The organism is Bacillus sp. EA-CB0995, assembly GCF_055814245.1.
The window spans coordinates 1,815,465-1,834,305 of the sequence record NZ_CP169269.1; the positions used below are offsets into that span (position 1 = coordinate 1,815,465).

Below are 18,841 nucleotides of genomic sequence, written 5' to 3' on the forward strand. Positions count from 1 at the left end.
GGTGATAAGGGGTTCGGCCTTTTATCACCTTTTTAAGGTATAAATACATATTTTAGGAGGATGAAAAGTATGGCAATTACTGCACAAATGGTAAAAGAACTTCGTGAAAAAACTGGCGCAGGTATGATGGACTGCAAAAAAGCTTTAACAGAAACTAACGGCGACATGGAGAAAGCAATTGATTTCTTACGTGAAAAAGGTATTGCAAAAGCTGCTAAAAAAGCAGACCGCATCGCTGCTGAAGGTTTAACTTTCATCGAAACAAACGGTAACGACGGTTTAATCTTAGAATTAAACTCTGAAACTGATTTCGTTGCGAAAAATGAAGGTTTCCAAACATTAATTAAAGAATTAGCTGCTCACTTATTAGCTAACAAACCTGCTAACATTGAAGAGGCTATGGCTCAAACAATTGCAAACGGCAAAACAGTAGAAGAGCACATCAACGAAGCAATCGCTAAAATTGGTGAAAAACTTACACTTCGTCGTTTTGAAATCGTATCAAAAACTGATGCAGATGCATTCGGTGCTTACCTACACATGGGTGGACGCATTGGTGTATTAACAGTTCTTGAAGGTTCTACAGATGAAGCAGCTGCTAAAGATGTAGCAATGCACATTGCAGCAGTTAACCCTAAATACATCGACCGCGATGCTGTAACAGCTGAAGAAGTTGAGCATGAACGTGAAGTATTAACGCAGCAAGCTTTAAACGAAGGCAAGCCAGAGAAAATCGTTGCGAAAATGGTTGAAGGTCGTCTTGGCAAATTCTTCGAAGAGATTTGCTTACTTGACCAAGCATTCGTTAAAAATCCTGATATGAAAGTTCGTCAGTTCGTTGAGTCTAAAGGCGGCACATTAAAAGGATTCGTTCGCTACGCTGTTGGTGAAGGTATTGAAAAGCGTCAAGACAACTTTGCTGAAGAAGTAATGAACCAAGTAAAAGGCAGCAACTAATAAAGATTGGGGGACACATTGTGTTCCCTTTTTTAAAATAAAGATGTAGGCAATGGAGGTTCATTATGAGTAAGCCAAAATATAATCGTGTAGTATTAAAGCTAAGCGGTGAAGCTTTAGCTGGAGATAAAGGATTTGGAATTAATCCGTCTGTTATTAAATCTGTTGCTGAGCAAGTGAAAGAAATTGCTGAGTTAGACGTAGAAGTTGCAGTTGTTGTTGGTGGTGGTAACATTTGGCGCGGTAAGATTGGTAGCGAAATGGGAATGGATCGTGCAACGGCTGACTATATGGGAATGTTAGCAACGGTAATGAATTCTTTAGCTCTTCAAGACAGCTTAGAGAATTTAGGAGTTCAAACACGAGTGCAAACTTCTATTGAAATGCGCCAAGTAGCTGAGCCTTACATTCGTCGTAAAGCAAATCGTCACTTAGAGAAGAAACGTGTTGTAATTTTTGCAGCAGGTACAGGTAACCCTTACTTCTCTACTGATACAACAGCAGCACTACGTGCAGCTGAGATTGAGGCAGATGTTATTTTAATGGCGAAAAATAATGTAGATGGCGTATATAGTGCGGACCCAACAATTGATGAAACAGCAACAAAATACGAATCACTTACATATTTAGATGTCTTGAAAGAAGGCTTGGGTGTAATGGATTCTACAGCTTCTTCTTTATGTATGGATAATGATATTCCGTTAATTGTATTCTCCATTATGGAAGAAGGCAACATTAAACGCGCTATTCTGGGCGAAAATATTGGAACAATTGTGAGGGGAAATAATAATGGGACAACAAGTTTTAAGCAATACAAAAGAAAAAATGGAAAAAGCAACTGCTGCATATTCTCGTGAACTTTCAACAGTTCGTGCAGGACGCGCAAGTGCTTCTGTATTAGATAAAGTACAAGTAGATTACTACGGTGCACCAACACCTGTTGTACAATTAGCAAATATTACAGTGCCAGAAGCACGTTTACTAGTTATTCAGCCATACGATAAGACATCTATCGGTGATATTGAAAAAGCAATTTTAAAAGCTGACTTAGGATTAAATCCTTCTAATGATGGTTCTGTCATTCGTATTGCATTCCCTGCATTAACGGAAGAACGTCGTCGTGAACTTGTGAAAGTTGTGAAAAAATATTCTGAAGATGCAAAAGTAGCTGTTCGTAACGTTCGCCGTGATGCAAATGATGAGTTGAAAAAACTTGAGAAAAACGGTGAAATTACAGAAGATGATTTAAGAGGGTACACAGAAGATATCCAAAAAGAAACGGATAAATATATCGCAAAAGTTGACGATATTACAAAAAACAAAGAAAAAGAAATTATGGAAGTGTAATCGCGAAGCTTTCGCAAATATGACCCTCTTCTTAAGGGGGTCTTTTTACACTTTTAGGCATATGTCTGCTCGTTGGAGGGTTTGAATGATGTTTAAAAAACTTCCTTTTTTTAAAGGCAATAAGATCGCGTCGTTTGATCATCTCGTAGAAGAAGCAAAAAAAGGAGAAATTCCAGCGCATATTGCAATCATTATGGATGGTAATGGAAGATGGGCGAAAAGAAGGGCGATGCCTCGCATTGCAGGTCATCATGAAGGAATGCAAGTCGTAAAGAAAATTACGAAATTTGCTAGTAAGCTCGGTGTCAAAGTACTGACCCTTTACGCCTTTTCTACAGAGAACTGGAAAAGACCGAAATTAGAAGTGGATTATTTAATGAAACTTCCTGAAGAATTTTTAGGTGCATTTTTGCCAGAGCTCATTGAAGAAAATGTACAAGTACGTGTGATAGGACAAAAGGATCGTCTTCCAACTCACACGCGCAGGGCGCTGGAAAAAGCGATTGAAGATACGAAAGATAACACGGGTTTAATCTTAAATTTTGCGTTAAACTATGGAAGTCGTGATGAAATTGTGTCTGCTGTGCAAAATATGGTTAGGGATAGTGAAGAAGGAAAACTTCGTTCTGCAGAAATAACAGAAGATACTATTTCTTCGTATTTAATGACAAGAACATTGCCTGATCCTGATTTACTAATCCGAACAAGCGGTGAAATCCGTATTAGTAATTTTATGCTATGGCAAATTGCTTATACGGAACTTTGGTTTACCGATGTAAATTGGCCGGATTTTACAGAAGAACATTTATTACAGTCTATTACTGACTTCCAAAATAGAGGTCGCAGATTTGGAGGCGTGTAGAAAGAGAGGGTTTGGTAGTGAAACAGAGAATGATTACTGGAGTGATTGCTGCCGCGCTATTCATTCCCATCGTATTTTACGGTGGCGTGCCTTTTACAATTTTAGTGTATGCATTAGCTTCTGTTGGATTATATGAATTAATTCGAATGAATAAGCTAACGATTATTTCTGTGCCAACAGTTTTAGCAGCATTATTGCTGTGGACTATTTTAGTTCCAAGTAATGTAACGGGCGTATTTGAAACAATTGGTTTAACGAAAGTGGACATTACATTTGTAATTGTCTTATTGCTTTTATCATATACTGTCCTTTCTAAGAATACATTTACTTTTGACAATGCTGCATTTTTATTGATGGCAACAACTTATGTTGCAATGGGGTTCTTTTATTTGAATGAAACTCGTATTGCAGGAATTCAATATGTATTTTATGCATTGTTTGTGATTTGGGCAACGGATTCTGGTGCTTACTTTATTGGAAAAGCAATCGGGAAACGCAAACTTTGGCCAGAAATTAGTCCAAATAAAACGATAGAAGGTTCTATCGGCGGTATTTTATGTGGAATTGTTGTTGCTCTTGTGTATAATGTATTTTTACCGGTTCATTCAAATATAAGTGTCCTTATTGCAGTTACAACTGCAATATCGGTATTTGGCCAAATTGGAGACTTAGTAGAATCGGCATTTAAACGTCATTATGGTGTGAAAGATTCAGGTACAATTTTACCAGGACACGGTGGTATTCTCGATCGAACTGACAGCTGGTTATTTGTATTACCGTTATTACATTTCTTACATTTCATTTAATGAACGAACGAGGAGTTGGAGTAATGAAAACCATTAGTTTATTAGGTGCAAGTGGATCAATTGGAACGCAAACATTAGATGTATTGCGCTCGCACCAAGACCAATTCCGTCTCGTTGCTTTTTCTGTTGGGAGAAACATTGAGTTTGCTCAGCAAATGATTCAAGAGTTTTCTCCTGAGATTGTGTCTGTACAACAAAAGGAAGATGCTTGGCGATTACAAACAGTTTGTGGAAATACGAAAATTGTATATGGAGATGAAGGGCTGCTTGAAGTTGCACTTCATCCAGATGCAGAAATACTTGTAAACGCTGTTGTTGGTAGTGTCGGATTACTACCGACATTACGAGCAATTGAGGCGAAAAAAACGATTGCAATTGCAAATAAAGAAACATTAGTAACAGCAGGGCATTTAGTTATGGAAGCTGCAAAAAAGCATAACGTACCTTTACTTCCTGTAGATAGTGAGCACTCTGCTATTTTTCAATGCTTAAACGGAGAAAATGAGAAGCGTATTTCTCGATTAATTTTGACAGCATCAGGTGGAAGTTTCCGAGATAAAACGAGGAATGAACTTCAACATGTGACAGTAGAAGATGCACTTCGTCATCCAAACTGGTCTATGGGTTCGAAAATTACAATTGATTCTGCTACAATGATGAATAAGGGATTAGAGGTTATCGAAGCGCATTGGCTTTTTAATATCCCTTATGAGCAAATCGATGTTGTATTACATAAAGAAAGTATCATTCACTCAATGGTTGAGTTTGAAGATCGCAGTGTAATGGCGCAGCTTGGTACACCAGATATGCGTGTTCCAATTCAATATGCACTTACTTACCCTGATCGTTTTTCACTTTCAAACGCTAAACAGCTGAATTTATGGGAAATTGGAACATTACATTTTCAAACAATGGATATGGAACGTTTCCGTTGCCTTCGATTTGCATATGAAGCTGGGAAAACGGGAGGAAGTATGCCAACTGTGATGAATGCAGCTAATGAAGCCGCTGTAGAAGCTTTTCTGCAAAAGAAAATCAGTTTCTTAACAGTAGAAGACCTCATTGAAAAAGCAATGCACCATCACAATGTCATTGCGCGTCCAAGCTTAGAAGAAATTCAGGAAATCGATGCTGCCACAAGACGATTTGTGATGGAACAAATTTAGCAAAGGTGGTTATGGAACTTGAATACAGCGATTACCTTTATTTTAATTTTCGGTGCACTCGTGTTTTTCCATGAACTTGGACATTTGTACTTTGCCAAACGTGCTGGCATTTTGTGTCGTGAATTTGCCATTGGTTTTGGTCCAAAATTGTTCTCGTTTGAAAAAAATGAAACAGTTTATACAGTTCGTTTACTTCCACTTGGTGGTTATGTACGAATGGCTGGAGAGGATCCAGAAACAATTGAACTAAAACCGGGTACAAAAGTTGGACTTGTGTTAAACGAAAAAGAAGAGGTTACGAAAATTGTTTTGGATAATCGTGAAAAATATCCAAATGTTCGTGTTGTTGAAGTGGAACAAGCTGACTTGGAACATAAGCTAATCATATCTGGATATGAAGAGTATGAAGAAGATTTACAAACATTTCGGGTTTACGAGAAAGCTCGTTACGTTTCAGCAGGAGAGGAGACACAGATTGCGCCGTTTAATAGGCAATTTGGCTCAAAAACGTTAGGACAACGAGCGCTTGCTATTGTTGCTGGTCCAGCAATGAACTTTGTCCTTGCTTTCGTTTTATTTATTATCATTGGTTTTGTACAAGGAATTCCTGTAGATAAACCAATGATTGGAAAAGTGGTATCTGGTAGCGTGGCGCAGAAAGCTGGATTACATGAAGATGACATCGTTACGTCCATTAATAATGAACCAACAAATAGTTGGAAAGATGTAGTGAATATCGTTCGTGAAAATCCTGGAAAAGAAATTACGATGAATGTAACACGTGATAGTCAAAAAGTAACGATACAAGTTACTCCTGCTGCTGAAAAAGAAGGGGACGTTACAGTTGGTAGAATTGGAGTGCAATCGCCTGTTGAGAAGTCTCTATTTGGTTCAATTAAAGCAGGATTTGATGAAACATATAAATGGACAAAACTCATTTTTGGTTCCCTTATGCAGCTAATTACAGGACATTTCTCTATTAATGATTTATCTGGCCCAGTGGGGATTTATAATTTAACAGGTCAAGTTGTAGAGTATGGTACTATTCGTGTTCTTAGTTTAACAGCTGTTTTAAGTATAAATCTTGGTTTGTTTAACTTATTACCTATTCCTGCACTAGACGGGGGACGCCTTTTCTTCTTCTTAATTGAAGCGCTCCGGGGAAAACCGATTGATCGTCAAAAAGAAGGAATGGTTCACTTTATTGGTTTTGCTTTATTAATGTTACTTATGTTAGTTGTGACATGGAATGATATACGGAAGTTTTTCTTATAAAAGAGGTGCTATGAAATGAAACAAAGTATGATATTTAGTCCTACATTGCGTGAAGTACCAGCTGATGCGGAAATTAAAAGCCATCAGCTCCTATTACGCGCAGGATTTATGCGTCAAAATGCTTCGGGTATATATAGCTTTTTACCGCTTGGTCTGAAAGTTTTGCATAAAGTAGAGCATATTGTTCGCGAAGAAATGGAGAAGGCTGGTGCAATAGAATTGTTAATGCCAGCTCTTCAAGCAGCTGAATTATGGCAAGAATCTGGACGCTGGTATTCATATGGTTCAGAATTAATGCGTATGAATGATCGGAATAATCGTGAGTTTGCGTTAGGAGCAACACATGAAGAAGTTATTACGGATCTTGTACGTGATGAAATCAAGTCATATAAAAAATTACCTTTAACACTTTATCAAATTCAAACAAAATTCCGTGATGAACAGCGACCTCGTTTTGGTTTGCTACGCGGAAGAGAGTTTTTAATGAAGGATGCATATTCCTTCCACGCGACGCAAGAGAGTTTAGATGAAGTATATAACCGTCTTTTCCAAGCGTACTCTAACATTTTCACACGTTGTGGTTTAAATTTCCGTGCTGTTATCGCTGACTCTGGAGCAATGGGCGGAAAGGATACACATGAATTTATGGTGTTATCAGATGTAGGAGAAGATACAATTGCATATTCTGATACATCTGATTATGCTGCAAATATTGAGATGGCACCTGTTATTGCTTCTTGTGAAAAGAGCGATGAAGTAGAAAAAGAGCTTGAAAAAGTAGCAACGCCAGATCAAAAATCAATTGAAGAAGTATCTGCGTTCTTAAATATTGAGGCATCAAATTGTATTAAGTCTATGGTCTTTAAAGTAGATGAGAAATTTATTGTTGCTCTTGTTCGCGGAGACCATGAAGTAAACGATGTTAAGGTGAAAAACCTATTCGGTGCTTCTGCTGTCGAACTTGCATCTCATGAAGAAGTAAAAGAATTATTAAACTGTGAAGTTGGCTCTTTAGGTCCAATTGGTGTAACAGGAGTAGAAGTAATTGCTGATCATGCTGTACAAACTATCGTAAATGGATGTTGCGGAGCAAATGAAGAAGGTTTCCATTACGTGAATGTAAACCCAGAACGTGACTTTAAAGTAAGCCAATACACAGATTTACGTTTCATCCAAGAAGGAGACCTTTCTCCAGACGGCAAGGGAACAATTCGCTTTGCTCGCGGTATTGAAGTGGGACATGTATTTAAACTTGGTACACGCTATAGTGAATCTATGAATGCGACATTCTTAGATGAAAACGGTAAAACACAACCAATTATTATGGGTTGCTACGGAATTGGTGTATCTCGTACAGTTGCTGCGATCGCTGAGCAATTTAATGATGAGAATGGCTTAGTTTGGCCAAAGGCAGTTGCACCATTCCATGTACATGTGATTCCAGTAAATATGAAATCTGATGCACAGCGTGAAGTCGGTGAAAATATTTACAATTCATTACGAGAGCAAGGGTATGAAGTATTATTAGATGACCGTGCAGAACGTGCAGGCGTAAAATTTGCTGATGCAGACTTATTTGGTCTTCCAGTTCGAGTAACAGTTGGTAAAAAAGCCGATGAAGGCATTGTCGAAGTAAAAGTACGTGCAACAAATGAATCTGCAGAAGTGAAAGTGGAAGAACTTCACACATACATTGTTAATATTTTAAAATAAGAAGAGGTACCTCGCTATGAGGTACCTTCTCTTGCTATGAGAAGAGCCATGGGAGTTTTTTGATATGATGAAAGGAGGCTGCATATGTCGTTAACAAACGAACAACAAGAGCGTTTTCGAATTTTGCTTGAGCAATTACAAATTCCTGAAAATCTTGTAAATGAATATTTGCAAGGTGGCGGTATTCAAAAATTACTTGTTGATAAAGCGAATAAGAGCTGGTGTTTTTATTTGCAAGTTTCACGTATTTTACCAGCGCAAGTGTATGAATTATTAGAAGCGCAATTGCAAAGGTCATTTTCACATATTGCGAAAACATCGTTTATGTTAGAAACAGAAAATAAGAACTATACAGAAGCAGATGTCCAAGCATATTGGCCAATTTGTACAAATAAAATTACATTTTCTCCAATGTTTGCTTATTTAAAAGAGAAGCCGCCTCAAACGAATGGTGTGAAATTATTATTAGATGTAAATAACGATTTAGAAGCACAGACGGTTAAGAAAAATCTTGCGAAACCAATTGGAGATCAATATGAGGTGTTTGGGTTTCCGCGTTTTCAGCTTGAAACAAATGTAAAGCAAAATGATGAGGAAGTTCAAAGATTTCGTGAGCAAACACAGCAAGAAGATCGTCAGCGTGTAATGCAAGCGATGGAAGAAATGGCAAAACGACAAGCGGAAGAACAAAATGAAATGGTGCATGAGGGACCTATTGTTCTTGGCTACTTGATTAAGCCTGATGAAGAAATTACACCACTTCGTGAAATTCAAGATGAGGAAAGAAGAAAAACAGTACAAGGTTATGTATTTGATGTTGAAACGAAAGAACTGCGAAGCGGGCGTACGTTATTGACATTAAAGATAACTGATTATACCGATTCCATTATGATTAAAATGTTCTCACGCGATAAAGAAGATATTCCGCTTTTGCAATCATTGAAAAAAGGAATGTGGGTAAAAGCGCGTGGATCCGTTCAAAACGATACGTTTGTTCGAGACTTGGTCATGATTGCAAACGATATTAATGAAATAACAGGGCCGTCTCGGAAAGATAAAGCACCTGAGGGAGAAAAAAGGGTAGAGCTTCATATGCATACTCCGATGAGCCAAATGGATGCTGTAACATCTGTATCGACACTTGTAAGTCAAGCGGCAAAATGGGGACATGAAGCAGTAGCGGTGACAGATCATGCTGTTGCACAAGCTTTTCCTGAGGCGTATTCTGCTGGGAAAAAAGCGGGAATTAAAGTGATTTTTGGTGTAGAAGCGAACCTTGTTAATGATGGTGTACCAATTGCGTATAATGAAGAACATCGACTACTTGCTGATGAGACATATGTTGTATTCGACGTTGAGACGACAGGGTTATCAGCCGTATATGATACGGTTATTGAGCTTGCTGCTGTGAAAATAAAAGGCGGAGAAATTATCGATCGTTTTGAATCCTTTGCAAATCCACATCAACCTTTATCAGCAACAATCATCGAATTAACAGGTATTACAGACGATATGTTAACGGATGCACCAGAAGTAGAAGAAGTGTTTAAAAAGTTTGAACAGTGGATTGGTGATCATACACTTGTCGCTCATAATGCAAGCTTTGATATGGGGTTCTTAAATGTTGGATTTAAGAAAAGTGGTCTAGAAAAACGAAAAACCCAGTTATCGATACGTTAGAGTTGGCGCGTTTCTTATTTCCAGAGATGAAAAATCATCGTTTAAATACGTTATGTAAAAAGCTTGATATTGAATTAACACAACATCACCGTGCCATTTATGATACAGAAGCAACTGGTTATTTGCTTGTGAAAATGCTAAAAAGTGTAATCGAAAAAGGATTTGAATATCACGATCAGTTAAATGACAGTATGGGACAAGGTGATGCGTATAAACGTGGACGTCCAAGTCATGTGACGCTGCTTGCAACATCGGATGAAGGGCTGAAGAACTTATATAAACTTGTTTCTTACGCGCATCTTCAATACTTCTACCGTGTACCGCGTATTCCGCGCTCTTTATTAAAGAAATATCGCGAAGGTATATTAGTTGGTACAGCTTGTGATAAAGGCGAAGTATTTGAAGCGATGATGCAAAAGGCACCAGAAGAAGTAGAGGAAGTTGCACAGTTTTATGACTACATCGAGGTTATGCCTCCAGAAGTGTTACGACATTTGGTGGAGCTTGAGCTCGTTCGTGATGAAGGTCAATTAAAAACAATTATTTCCAACTTAGTAAAGTTAGGTGAGACATTAGACAAGCCTGTTGTTGCAACAGGAAATGTACACTATCTAAATCCTGAAGATGCAATGTATCGTAAAATTTTAGTAAGTTCGCAAGGCGGAGCAAACCCATTAAATCGTCATTCATTGCCGCCTGTATATTTCAGAACAACAGATGAAATTTTGGATTGCTTCTCCTTCTTAGGAGAAGAGAAAGCAAAAGAAATTGTTGTAACAAATACGAAAAAAGTCGCATCGATGATTGGTGAAGTGAAGCCTGTAAAAGATGACCTTTACACTCCAAAAATTGAAGGTGCCGATGATGAAACGCGGGATATGAGTTACGAAATGGCGCGGAGTATTTACGGGGATGAACTTCCAGAAATTGTAGAAGCCCGTTTAGAAAAAGAATTGAAAAGTATTATTGGGCATGGATTTGCTGTTATTTATTTGATTTCACATAAGTTAGTAAAGAAATCTCTTGTTGATGGCTATCTTGTTGGTTCACGTGGTTCAGTTGGTTCGTCATTTGTTGCGACAATGATGGAGATTACAGAGGTAAATCCTTTGCCGCCGCATTATGTTTGTCCAAATTGTAAACAATCACAGTTCTTTAATGATGGTTCGGTTGGTTCTGGATTTGATTTACCTGATAAAGATTGTCCAAACTGCGGAACTGCATATAAAAAAGATGGTCATGATATTCCGTTCGAAACGTTCCTAGGCTTTAAAGGAGATAAAGTTCCGGATATTGATTTGAACTTCTCAGGAGAATATCAACCTCGCGCTCATAACTATACGAAAGTGCTGTTTGGTGAAGATAATGTATATCGTGCCGGAACAATTGGTACAGTTGCTGAAAAAACGGCGTATGGTTATGTGAAAGGTTATGCATCAGACCATAATTTAACGATACGAGGAGCAGAAGTGGATCGTCTTGTAGCGGGTTGTACTGGTGTTAAGCGAACGACGGGGCAACATCCAGGTGGTATTATCGTAGTCCCAGATTACATGGATGTCTTTGATTTTACACCTATTCAATTTCCAGCAGATTCTTTAGATGCCGAATGGAGAACAACACATTTTGATTTCCATTCTATCCATGATAATTTATTAAAACTTGATATACTTGGACACGACGATCCGACAGTTATTCGTATGTTGCAGGATTTGAGTGGAGTTGATCCAAAGACAATTCCGACTGATGATCCAGAAGTAATGAAAATTTTCTCAGGTACAGAATCGCTTGGCGTAACAGAAGAGCAAATTAACTGTAAAACAGGTACGCTTGGTATACCGGAATTTGGTACAAAATTCGTTCGTCAAATGTTAGAGGAAACAAAGCCAACGACATTCTCTGAGCTTGTTCAAATTTCTGGGTTATCACACGGCACAGATGTATGGCTCGGAAACGCAAATGAGTTAATCTATGATGGTACATGTACACTGAGTGAAGTAATTGGTTGTCGTGATGATATTATGGTGTATTTAATTTACCAAGGCTTAGAACCATCCTTGGCATTTAAAATTATGGAATCTGTACGTAAGGGAAAAGGTGTGCCTCCAGAGTGGGAAGAAGAAATGCGCAATAATAATGTGCCAGGATGGTATATTGATTCATGTAAAAAGATTAAGTACATGTTCCCGAAGGCCCATGCGGCGGCATATGTACTAATGGCTGTGCGCATCGCATATTTCAAAGTGCATTTTGCGCTCTTGTTCTATGCGGCATATTTCACAGTTCGTGCAGATGATTTTGATTTAGATGCAATGGTAAAAGGTTCAGCATCCATCCGTGCTAAAATTGATGAAATTACTCAAAAAGGATTAGATGCATCGCCGAAAGAGAAAAGTTTACTAACAGTATTAGAGATGACGCTAGAAATGTGTGAACGTGGTTATTCATTCCAAAAGGTTGATTTATATCGCTCCAGTGCAACTGATTTTATTATTGATGGGGATACATTGATTCCGCCATTTAATGCAATACCTGGTCTTGGTACAAATGCTGCACTAAATATCGTAGCAGCACGTAAAAATGGCGAGTTCTTATCGAAAGAGGATTTACAGCAGCGCAGTAAAATTTCAAAAACAATTATTGAGTATTTAGACAGTCAAGGTTGTTTAGGAGAACTACCGGATCAAAACCAGCTATCTCTGTTCTAATAGGCAGGAAAAGTCTTTGCAAAACCGTGGTTGCTATGCTATACTAGTAAGCGAGATAACCATGTCATGTATATTTTTTAAAAAAAGAGTGGGGAAACCCACTCTTTCGTGTTACTATCTATGTTTCTGCGCCGAGATGATAGATGAGGCGCTGCTGTCGTATATACATATTTTGTTACAAGTTTTACTTCTTAAATTTGGTAATACTAAGACAGATATTCCCTGCTTATTGGCAGGGGCTTTTGTTAGCTAACGAGAAAGAATATATAAGCTGCGTTGGTTAACTATACGCAGAGTGAAATCTTTCAGACGGCACATGGCGGCAGAAAGGAGGCTGTTTATGGATAAGAAAGTTACAGAAATTGTTGAAGCACTTGCGCAGCCAATTGTCGAAGAGCTTGGTCTTGAGCTTGTAGATGTAGAGTATGTGAAAGAAGGAAAAGATTGGTTTTTACGCGTATCCATTGACTCTGATACAGGAGTAGATATTGAGGAATGCGGCGCGGTAAGTGAGCAATTAAGTGAAGCTTTAGATAAAGAGGATCCAATTCCTCATCTTTACTTTTTAGATGTATCCTCTCCAGGAGCGGAGCGTCCATTAAAGAAAGAAAAAGATTTCCAGCAAGCAGTAGGAAAACAAGTTGCGATTAAAACATATGAGCCAATCGATGGTGAGAAAATGTTTGAAGGAAAACTACTCGCGTACGATGGAACAACAATCACATTACTATTAACAATTAAAACACGTAAAAAAGAAATCCAAATTCCAATGGATAAAGTTGCCAATGCGCGACTTGCAGTTACGTTTTAGTAAGAAGGGGGATCCTCATGAGCACTGAGTTGTTAGATGCTTTGCTCGTATTAGAACAAGAAAAGGGTATAAGCAAAGATATTATTATTGATGCTATTGAAGCAGCTTTAATCTCTGCTTATAAACGAAATTTTAACCAAGCGCAAAATGTTCGCGTTAGCTTCAACCCTGAAGTTGGAACTATTCAAGTATTAGCGCGTAAAGATGTAGTGGAAAATGTATTTGATCCACGTCTTGAAATTTCTGTTGAAAAAGCGAGACAAATTAATCCAAACTATCAAGAGGGCGATGTATTAGAACTTGAAGTTACGCCCAAAGATTTCGGACGTATCGCAGCACAAACAGCAAAACAAGTTGTGACGCAACGTGTACGCGAGGCAGAGCGTGGCGTTATTTATTCTGAGTTTAGCGATCGTGAAGAAGACATTATGGTTGGTATTGTACAACGTCAAGATGCTCGCTTTATTTATGTAAGTTTAGGAAAAGTAGAAGCGCTTTTACCTGTAAGTGAGCAAATGCCAAACGAACAATATAAACCGCATGATCGCATTCGTGTTTTCATTACAAAAGTAGAGAAAACAACAAAAGGGCCACAAATTTATGTATCTCGTACACATCCAGGTCTTTTAAAGCGTCTGTTTGAAATTGAAGTGCCAGAGATTTATGATGGAACTGTAGAAATTCGTTCTGTAGCACGTGAAGCTGGAGATCGTTCTAAAATCTCTGTGTACTCTGAAAACATAGATGTAGATCCAGTAGGTTCTTGTGTAGGGCCGAAAGGACAACGTGTACAACGCATTGTAGATGAGCTAAAAGGTGAAAAAATTGATATTGTTCGCTGGTCAAATGATCCAGTTGAATATGTAGCAAATGCATTGAGTCCATCACAAGTTGTAAAAGTGCTTGTAAACGAAGAAGAAAAAGCAACCACTGTAATTGTTCCAGATCATCAGCTTTCTTTAGCGATTGGTAAGCGTGGTCAAAATGCACGACTTGCAGCGAAGTTAACTGCCTGGAAAATTGATATTAAAAGTGAGTCTGATGCGAAACAACTAGGACTTTTAACAGAAGAAGATATGATGATCGCATTCGATTCTGCTGAAGACGAAATCGAATAGAGGTGATGAACGTGAGCAATCGAAAAGTTCCGTTACGAAAATGTGTTGTAACACAAGAGATGAAATCAAAACGCGAGCTCATTCGCATTGTTCGTTCCAAAGAGGGAGTCGTGTCTATTGATTTAACAGGCAAACAATCAGGACGCGGTGCATACTTATCAAAAGATAAAGAATGCATTTCTCAGGCGAAAAAAAGAATGTCTTGGAACATCACCTAAAAGCGAAAATTGATGACTCTCTTTATGAAGAGCTAATTGAGCTTGTTGAGAAGGAGTCGAAGTAAGTGTCCAATTGGAAATCGTTTTTAGGGCTAGCTAATCGGGCCCGAAAGATTATATCGGGTGAAGAGCTTGTTTTAAAAGAAGTTCGAGGCGGTAAGGCAAAGCTCGTATTGCTTTCTGAAGATGCGTCAGCAAATACAACAAAGCGTATTACGGACAAAACAACGTTCTACAACGTACCAATGAGAAAAGTCGAAAATCGACAAGAGTTAGGGCATGCGATTGGGAGAGAAGAACGAGTCGTTGTAGCGGTGTTAGATGACGGCTTTGCTAAGAAGCTGCTTAGCATGCTCGATACAACTTACCGGGGGTGAAGGTATGAGTAAAATTCGAGTATATGAATATGCAAAAAAACACAATATCTCAAGTAAAGATATTATTACAAAACTAAAAGAAATGAATATTGAGGTATCAAATCATATGGCGATGTTAGATGATGAAGTAGTAAACAAGTTAGATAATCAATATAATGATGGAGCAGAAAAAACTTCTGTTGCAGATGAGTTTGAAGTAGAGGAAAAAGTTGTTCGTAGCAAAAAGAACAGCAATAAGAATAAGAAAAAGGTAAAGGGAATCAAGACAAACGTCAAGAAAACTTTGCTGGAAGACAACAAACGCAAACGGTAGAAACACCAGATAAAATCACTTTCTCTGGTACACTTGCTGTAGGCGAATTGGCAAAAAAATTAAGTAAAGAGCCGTCTGAAATTATTAAAAAGCTCTTTATGCTTGGAATCATGGCAACAATTAACCAAGATTTAGATAAAGAAACAATTGAGCTGATTGCTAGTGATTACGGTATTGAAGTAGAAGAAGAAGTGATTGTTAGTGAAACAGAATTTGAAACGTTTATGGACGAGCAAGACGATGAAGAAAACTTAAAAGAACGTCCGGCTGTTGTTACAATTATGGGACACGTTGACCATGGTAAAACAACATTACTTGACTCTATTCGTAATTCAAAAGTAACTGCTGGTGAAGCTGGCGGAATTACACAGCATATCGGTGCATACCAAGTGGAAGTAAACGACAAAAAAATTACGTTCTTAGATACACCAGGTCACGCAGCGTTTACAACAATGCGTGCACGCGGTGCACAAGTTACGGATATTACAATTCTTGTTGTGGCAGCTGATGACGGTGTTATGCCACAAACGGTTGAAGCGATTAACCACGCGAAAGCAGCTGGAGTACCAATTATCGTTGCTGTGAATAAAATGGATAAACCATCAGCAAATCCAGACCGTGTAATGCAAGAGTTAACTGAATATGAGTTAGTTCCAGAAGCTTGGGGCGGCGATACAATCTTCGTACCAATCTCTGCCATTAAAGGTGAAGGAATTGACAACTTGTTAGAAATGATTCTTCTTGTAAGTGAAGTAGAAGAATATAAGGCAAATCCAAATCGCTATGCAACTGGTACAGTAATCGAAGCACAGCTTGATAAAGGTAAAGGAACAATCGCGACATTACTTGTTCAAAACGGTACACTTCGAGTAGGAGACCCAATCGTTGTTGGTACATCATTCGGCCGTGTTCGTGCGATGGTAAATGATATTGGTCGTCGTGTAAAAGTTGCTGGTCCGTCTACTCCTGTTGAAATTACAGGCTTAAACGAAGTACCACAAGCAGGCGATCGCTTTATGGCATTTGCTGATGAGAAGAAAGCGCGTCAAATCGGTGAATCACGTGCGCAACAAGCATTGGTTGCACAGCGCGGTGAAAAATCTAAATTAAGCCTTGAAGATTTATTCCAACAAATTCAAGAAGGCGATGTAAAAGAAATTAACTTGATTGTGAAAGCAGATGTACAAGGTTCTGTAGAAGCAATGGCAGCATCACTTCGTAAAATTGATGTTGAAGGCGTAAAAGTGAAAATCATCCATACTGGCGTAGGTGCAATTACAGAATCTGATATTATTTTAGCTTCTGCATCTAATGCAATCGTAATCGGATTTAACGTACGTCCTGATGTCAATGCGAAACGTACAGCTGAATTAGAAAACGTTGATATTCGTTTGCACCGTATTATTTATAAAGTAATCGAAGAAATCGAAGCAGCAATGCAAGGTATGCTAGATCCTGAATTCGTAGAAAAAGTAATTGGTCAAGCAGAAGTTCGTCAAACGTTTAAAGTAACGAAAGTTGGAACAATTGCAGGCTGTTACGTAACTGATGGTAAAATCACACGTGATAGCGGCGTACGTATCATTCGTGATGGCGTAGTTATTTTCGAAGGACAGCTTGATACGTTAAAACGTTTCAAAGATGACGTAAAAGAAGTTGCACAAAACTATGAGTGTGGTATCACAATTGAAAGATATAATGATCTTAAAGAAGGGGACATCATTGAGGCGTACATTATGGAAGAAGTGAAGCGATGATTATCGCTTCACTCTCATTTGAGTGTATGATTTATGATGTGCATTCTTTAAAAGAGAAACGAGCAATTTTACAGCGTATTTTAACTCGTGTGAAACAAAGGTACAATGTATCTGTTTCAGAAGTTGGACACCAGGATGTGTGGCAACGTACAGAAATTGCAATCGTTTCCGTATCCTCAAATCGTGTTGTCTGCGAAAAAGAAATGAATCGTGTACTTGCGTATATTGACTCATTTCCCGAGATTGAACGTACGATAACACAATTGGAATGGTATTGAATGAGGTGATTAGTTATGAAGCTACGTGCAAATCGCGTGGGCGAGCAAATGAAGAAAGAATTAGGCGAAATTATCAGTCGCAAAATTAAAGATCCACGTATCGGTTTTGTGACGGTAACAGATGTGCAAGTAAGTGGGGATTTACAGATTGCTAAAGTATATATTTCTGTTTTAGGAGACGAACAACAGAAAGAAAATACATTAAAAGGCTTAGCGAAGGCAAAAGGATTTATTCGTGCTGAAATTGGGCAGCGTATTCGTCTTCGTAAAACACCTGAAATTACCTTTGAATTTGATGAGTCTATCGCTTATGGACATAGAATTGACACGCTTTTACATGAAATTAATAAAGACGGTAAACGCGAAGAATAATGGATAGACAATTGTCTATCCATTTTTTCAATAGGAAGTAATTTTTGCATACAAGTGCGTGTTCAAAAAGGAGAATATTTACCGAACTTTTTGAACATCCTCTACAACAGTATAACGATGAGGTGAACATATGGAAGGTGTATTGCTATTACATAAACCAAAAGGGATGACATCGCATGATTGCGTATTTAAGTTAAGAAAAATATTAAGAGAGAAACGCATAGGGCATACAGGAACTTTAGACCCGGATGTAACAGGTGTATTACCGATTTGTGTAGGACGTGCTACAAAAATTGCACAGTTTTTAACGAGTGAAACAAAAACATATGAAGGTGAAGTCACGCTAGGCTTTTCGACGACTACAGAAGATGCTTCGGGTGAAATTGTTGAAAAACAGGATGTAAATCGTATTATTACACGTAAAGAAGTAGAATCCGTATTAGCAGAGTTAACGGGAACACTTGAACAAGTACCACCGATGTACTCAGCTGTAAAAGTAAATGGAAAGAAATTATATGAATATGCAAGGGCGGGAATAGAAGTAGAGCGTCCAGTTCGTACAATTACAATTCATGACTTTACTTTACTTGATGACCGTGAGGTGTTTGAGGGTGCAACAGTTTCCTTCCATTTTCGAGTGACTTGTAGCAAAGGAACATACGTGAGAACATTAGCTGTGATGATTGGGGAAAAGCTTGGATTTCCAGCGCATATGTCAGATCTTGTACGAACAGCATCAGGAGAGTTTCACTTAGAAGATTGCATATCATTTGAAGAAATTGAGCAAAACGTGCACAATGGAACAGTGGAATCTATCTTTATTTCCATTGATGAAGCATTACATAAGTTTCCAAAAATAATTGTTAATGAAGAACAAGCAGAAAAAGTAAAGAATGGTATGTTCTTACCGAATAACGAGCAATTGATCGCGCCATTTATTACAGTCTTTGATGAAAATAAACGCTGTTTAGCGATTTATGAGCATCATCCAAAACGTCCAGGGATGTTGAAACCAATGAAAGTACTTGTGAATAATCAAGAATTACAGCTATAATGAATAATTAGAAGGATTATTATAGAAAA

The 18,841-nt window shown here is 38.2% G+C and carries 13 protein-coding genes and 4 pseudogenes; all 17 read left to right on the plus strand.

The features are described from left to right. Window positions 1-69: 69 nt before the first annotated feature. Window positions 70-957, plus strand: coding sequence for a translation elongation factor Ts (gene tsf, locus ACEWFJ_RS09560; protein WP_429707420.1), 888 nt, complete (start codon window positions 70-72; stop codon window positions 955-957). Between the two features lie 65 nt (window positions 958-1,022). Beyond that, window positions 1,023-1,739 (plus strand): annotated as a pseudogene (pyrH, locus tag ACEWFJ_RS09565) (UMP kinase); the annotation flags it as partial. Window positions 1,740-1,746: 7 nt separating this feature from the next. Continuing rightward, on the plus strand, window positions 1,747-2,304 hold the full coding sequence (gene frr, locus ACEWFJ_RS09570; protein ID WP_098309690.1) for a ribosome recycling factor: 558 nt from the start codon (window positions 1,747-1,749) through the stop codon (window positions 2,302-2,304). A gap of 85 nt (window positions 2,305-2,389) precedes the next feature. After that, a complete protein-coding gene (locus ACEWFJ_RS09575; RefSeq protein WP_098309691.1) occupies window positions 2,390-3,166 on the plus strand; it encodes an isoprenyl transferase in 777 nt (258 codons plus the stop codon). 17 nt (window positions 3,167-3,183) lie between these two features. Continuing rightward, a complete protein-coding gene (locus ACEWFJ_RS09580) occupies window positions 3,184-3,972 on the plus strand; it encodes a phosphatidate cytidylyltransferase (protein WP_230573488.1) in 789 nt (262 codons plus the stop codon). A 23-nt stretch (window positions 3,973-3,995) separates the two neighbouring features. Further along, on the plus strand, window positions 3,996-5,138 hold the full coding sequence (gene dxr / locus ACEWFJ_RS09585; RefSeq protein WP_473691825.1) for a 1-deoxy-D-xylulose-5-phosphate reductoisomerase: 1,143 nt from the start codon (window positions 3,996-3,998) through the stop codon (window positions 5,136-5,138). Between the two features lie 18 nt (window positions 5,139-5,156). Continuing rightward, complete coding sequence (gene rseP / locus ACEWFJ_RS09590; protein ID WP_473691827.1) at window positions 5,157-6,413, plus strand: RIP metalloprotease RseP; 1,257 nt, start codon at window positions 5,157-5,159, stop codon at window positions 6,411-6,413. A gap of 15 nt (window positions 6,414-6,428) precedes the next feature. After that, on the plus strand, window positions 6,429-8,126 hold the full coding sequence (locus tag ACEWFJ_RS09595) for a proline--tRNA ligase (RefSeq protein WP_473691829.1): 1,698 nt from the start codon (window positions 6,429-6,431) through the stop codon (window positions 8,124-8,126). 84 nt (window positions 8,127-8,210) lie between these two features. Beyond that, window positions 8,211-12,514 (plus strand): annotated as a pseudogene (locus ACEWFJ_RS09600) (PolC-type DNA polymerase III). A 340-nt stretch (window positions 12,515-12,854) separates the two neighbouring features. Then, entirely contained in the window at window positions 12,855-13,325 is a 471-nt protein-coding gene (rimP, locus tag ACEWFJ_RS09605) for a ribosome maturation factor RimP (protein WP_154711812.1), read from the plus strand. Between the two features lie 17 nt (window positions 13,326-13,342). Next, entirely contained in the window at window positions 13,343-14,443 is a 1,101-nt protein-coding gene (gene nusA, locus ACEWFJ_RS09610) for a transcription termination factor NusA (RefSeq protein WP_429707429.1), read from the plus strand. Between the two features lie 11 nt (window positions 14,444-14,454). Beyond that, window positions 14,455-14,726 (plus strand): annotated as a pseudogene (rnpM, locus tag ACEWFJ_RS09615) (RNase P modulator RnpM). Next, complete coding sequence (locus ACEWFJ_RS09620; protein ID WP_020059149.1) at window positions 14,727-15,038, plus strand: YlxQ family RNA-binding protein; 312 nt, start codon at window positions 14,727-14,729, stop codon at window positions 15,036-15,038. It abuts the pseudogene before it with no gap. Between the two features lie 4 nt (window positions 15,039-15,042). Continuing rightward, a pseudogene (gene infB, locus ACEWFJ_RS09625) lies at window positions 15,043-17,108 on the plus strand (translation initiation factor IF-2). Beyond that, window positions 17,105-17,386 (plus strand): DUF503 domain-containing protein, encoded by a 282-nt coding sequence (locus ACEWFJ_RS09630; RefSeq protein WP_154711815.1) that lies wholly within the window; start codon window positions 17,105-17,107, stop codon window positions 17,384-17,386. Before infB ends, ACEWFJ_RS09630 begins: the two are co-directional and overlap by 4 nt. Before the next feature lie 15 nt (window positions 17,387-17,401). Then, window positions 17,402-17,758: a 30S ribosome-binding factor RbfA gene (gene rbfA / locus ACEWFJ_RS09635; protein WP_018764703.1), complete on the plus strand. Its 357-nt coding sequence runs from the start codon at window positions 17,402-17,404 to the stop codon at window positions 17,756-17,758. A gap of 130 nt (window positions 17,759-17,888) precedes the next feature. Next, window positions 17,889-18,812: a tRNA pseudouridine(55) synthase TruB gene (truB, locus tag ACEWFJ_RS09640; RefSeq protein ID WP_473691832.1), complete on the plus strand. Its 924-nt coding sequence runs from the start codon at window positions 17,889-17,891 to the stop codon at window positions 18,810-18,812. Window positions 18,813-18,841 lie beyond the last annotated feature (29 nt).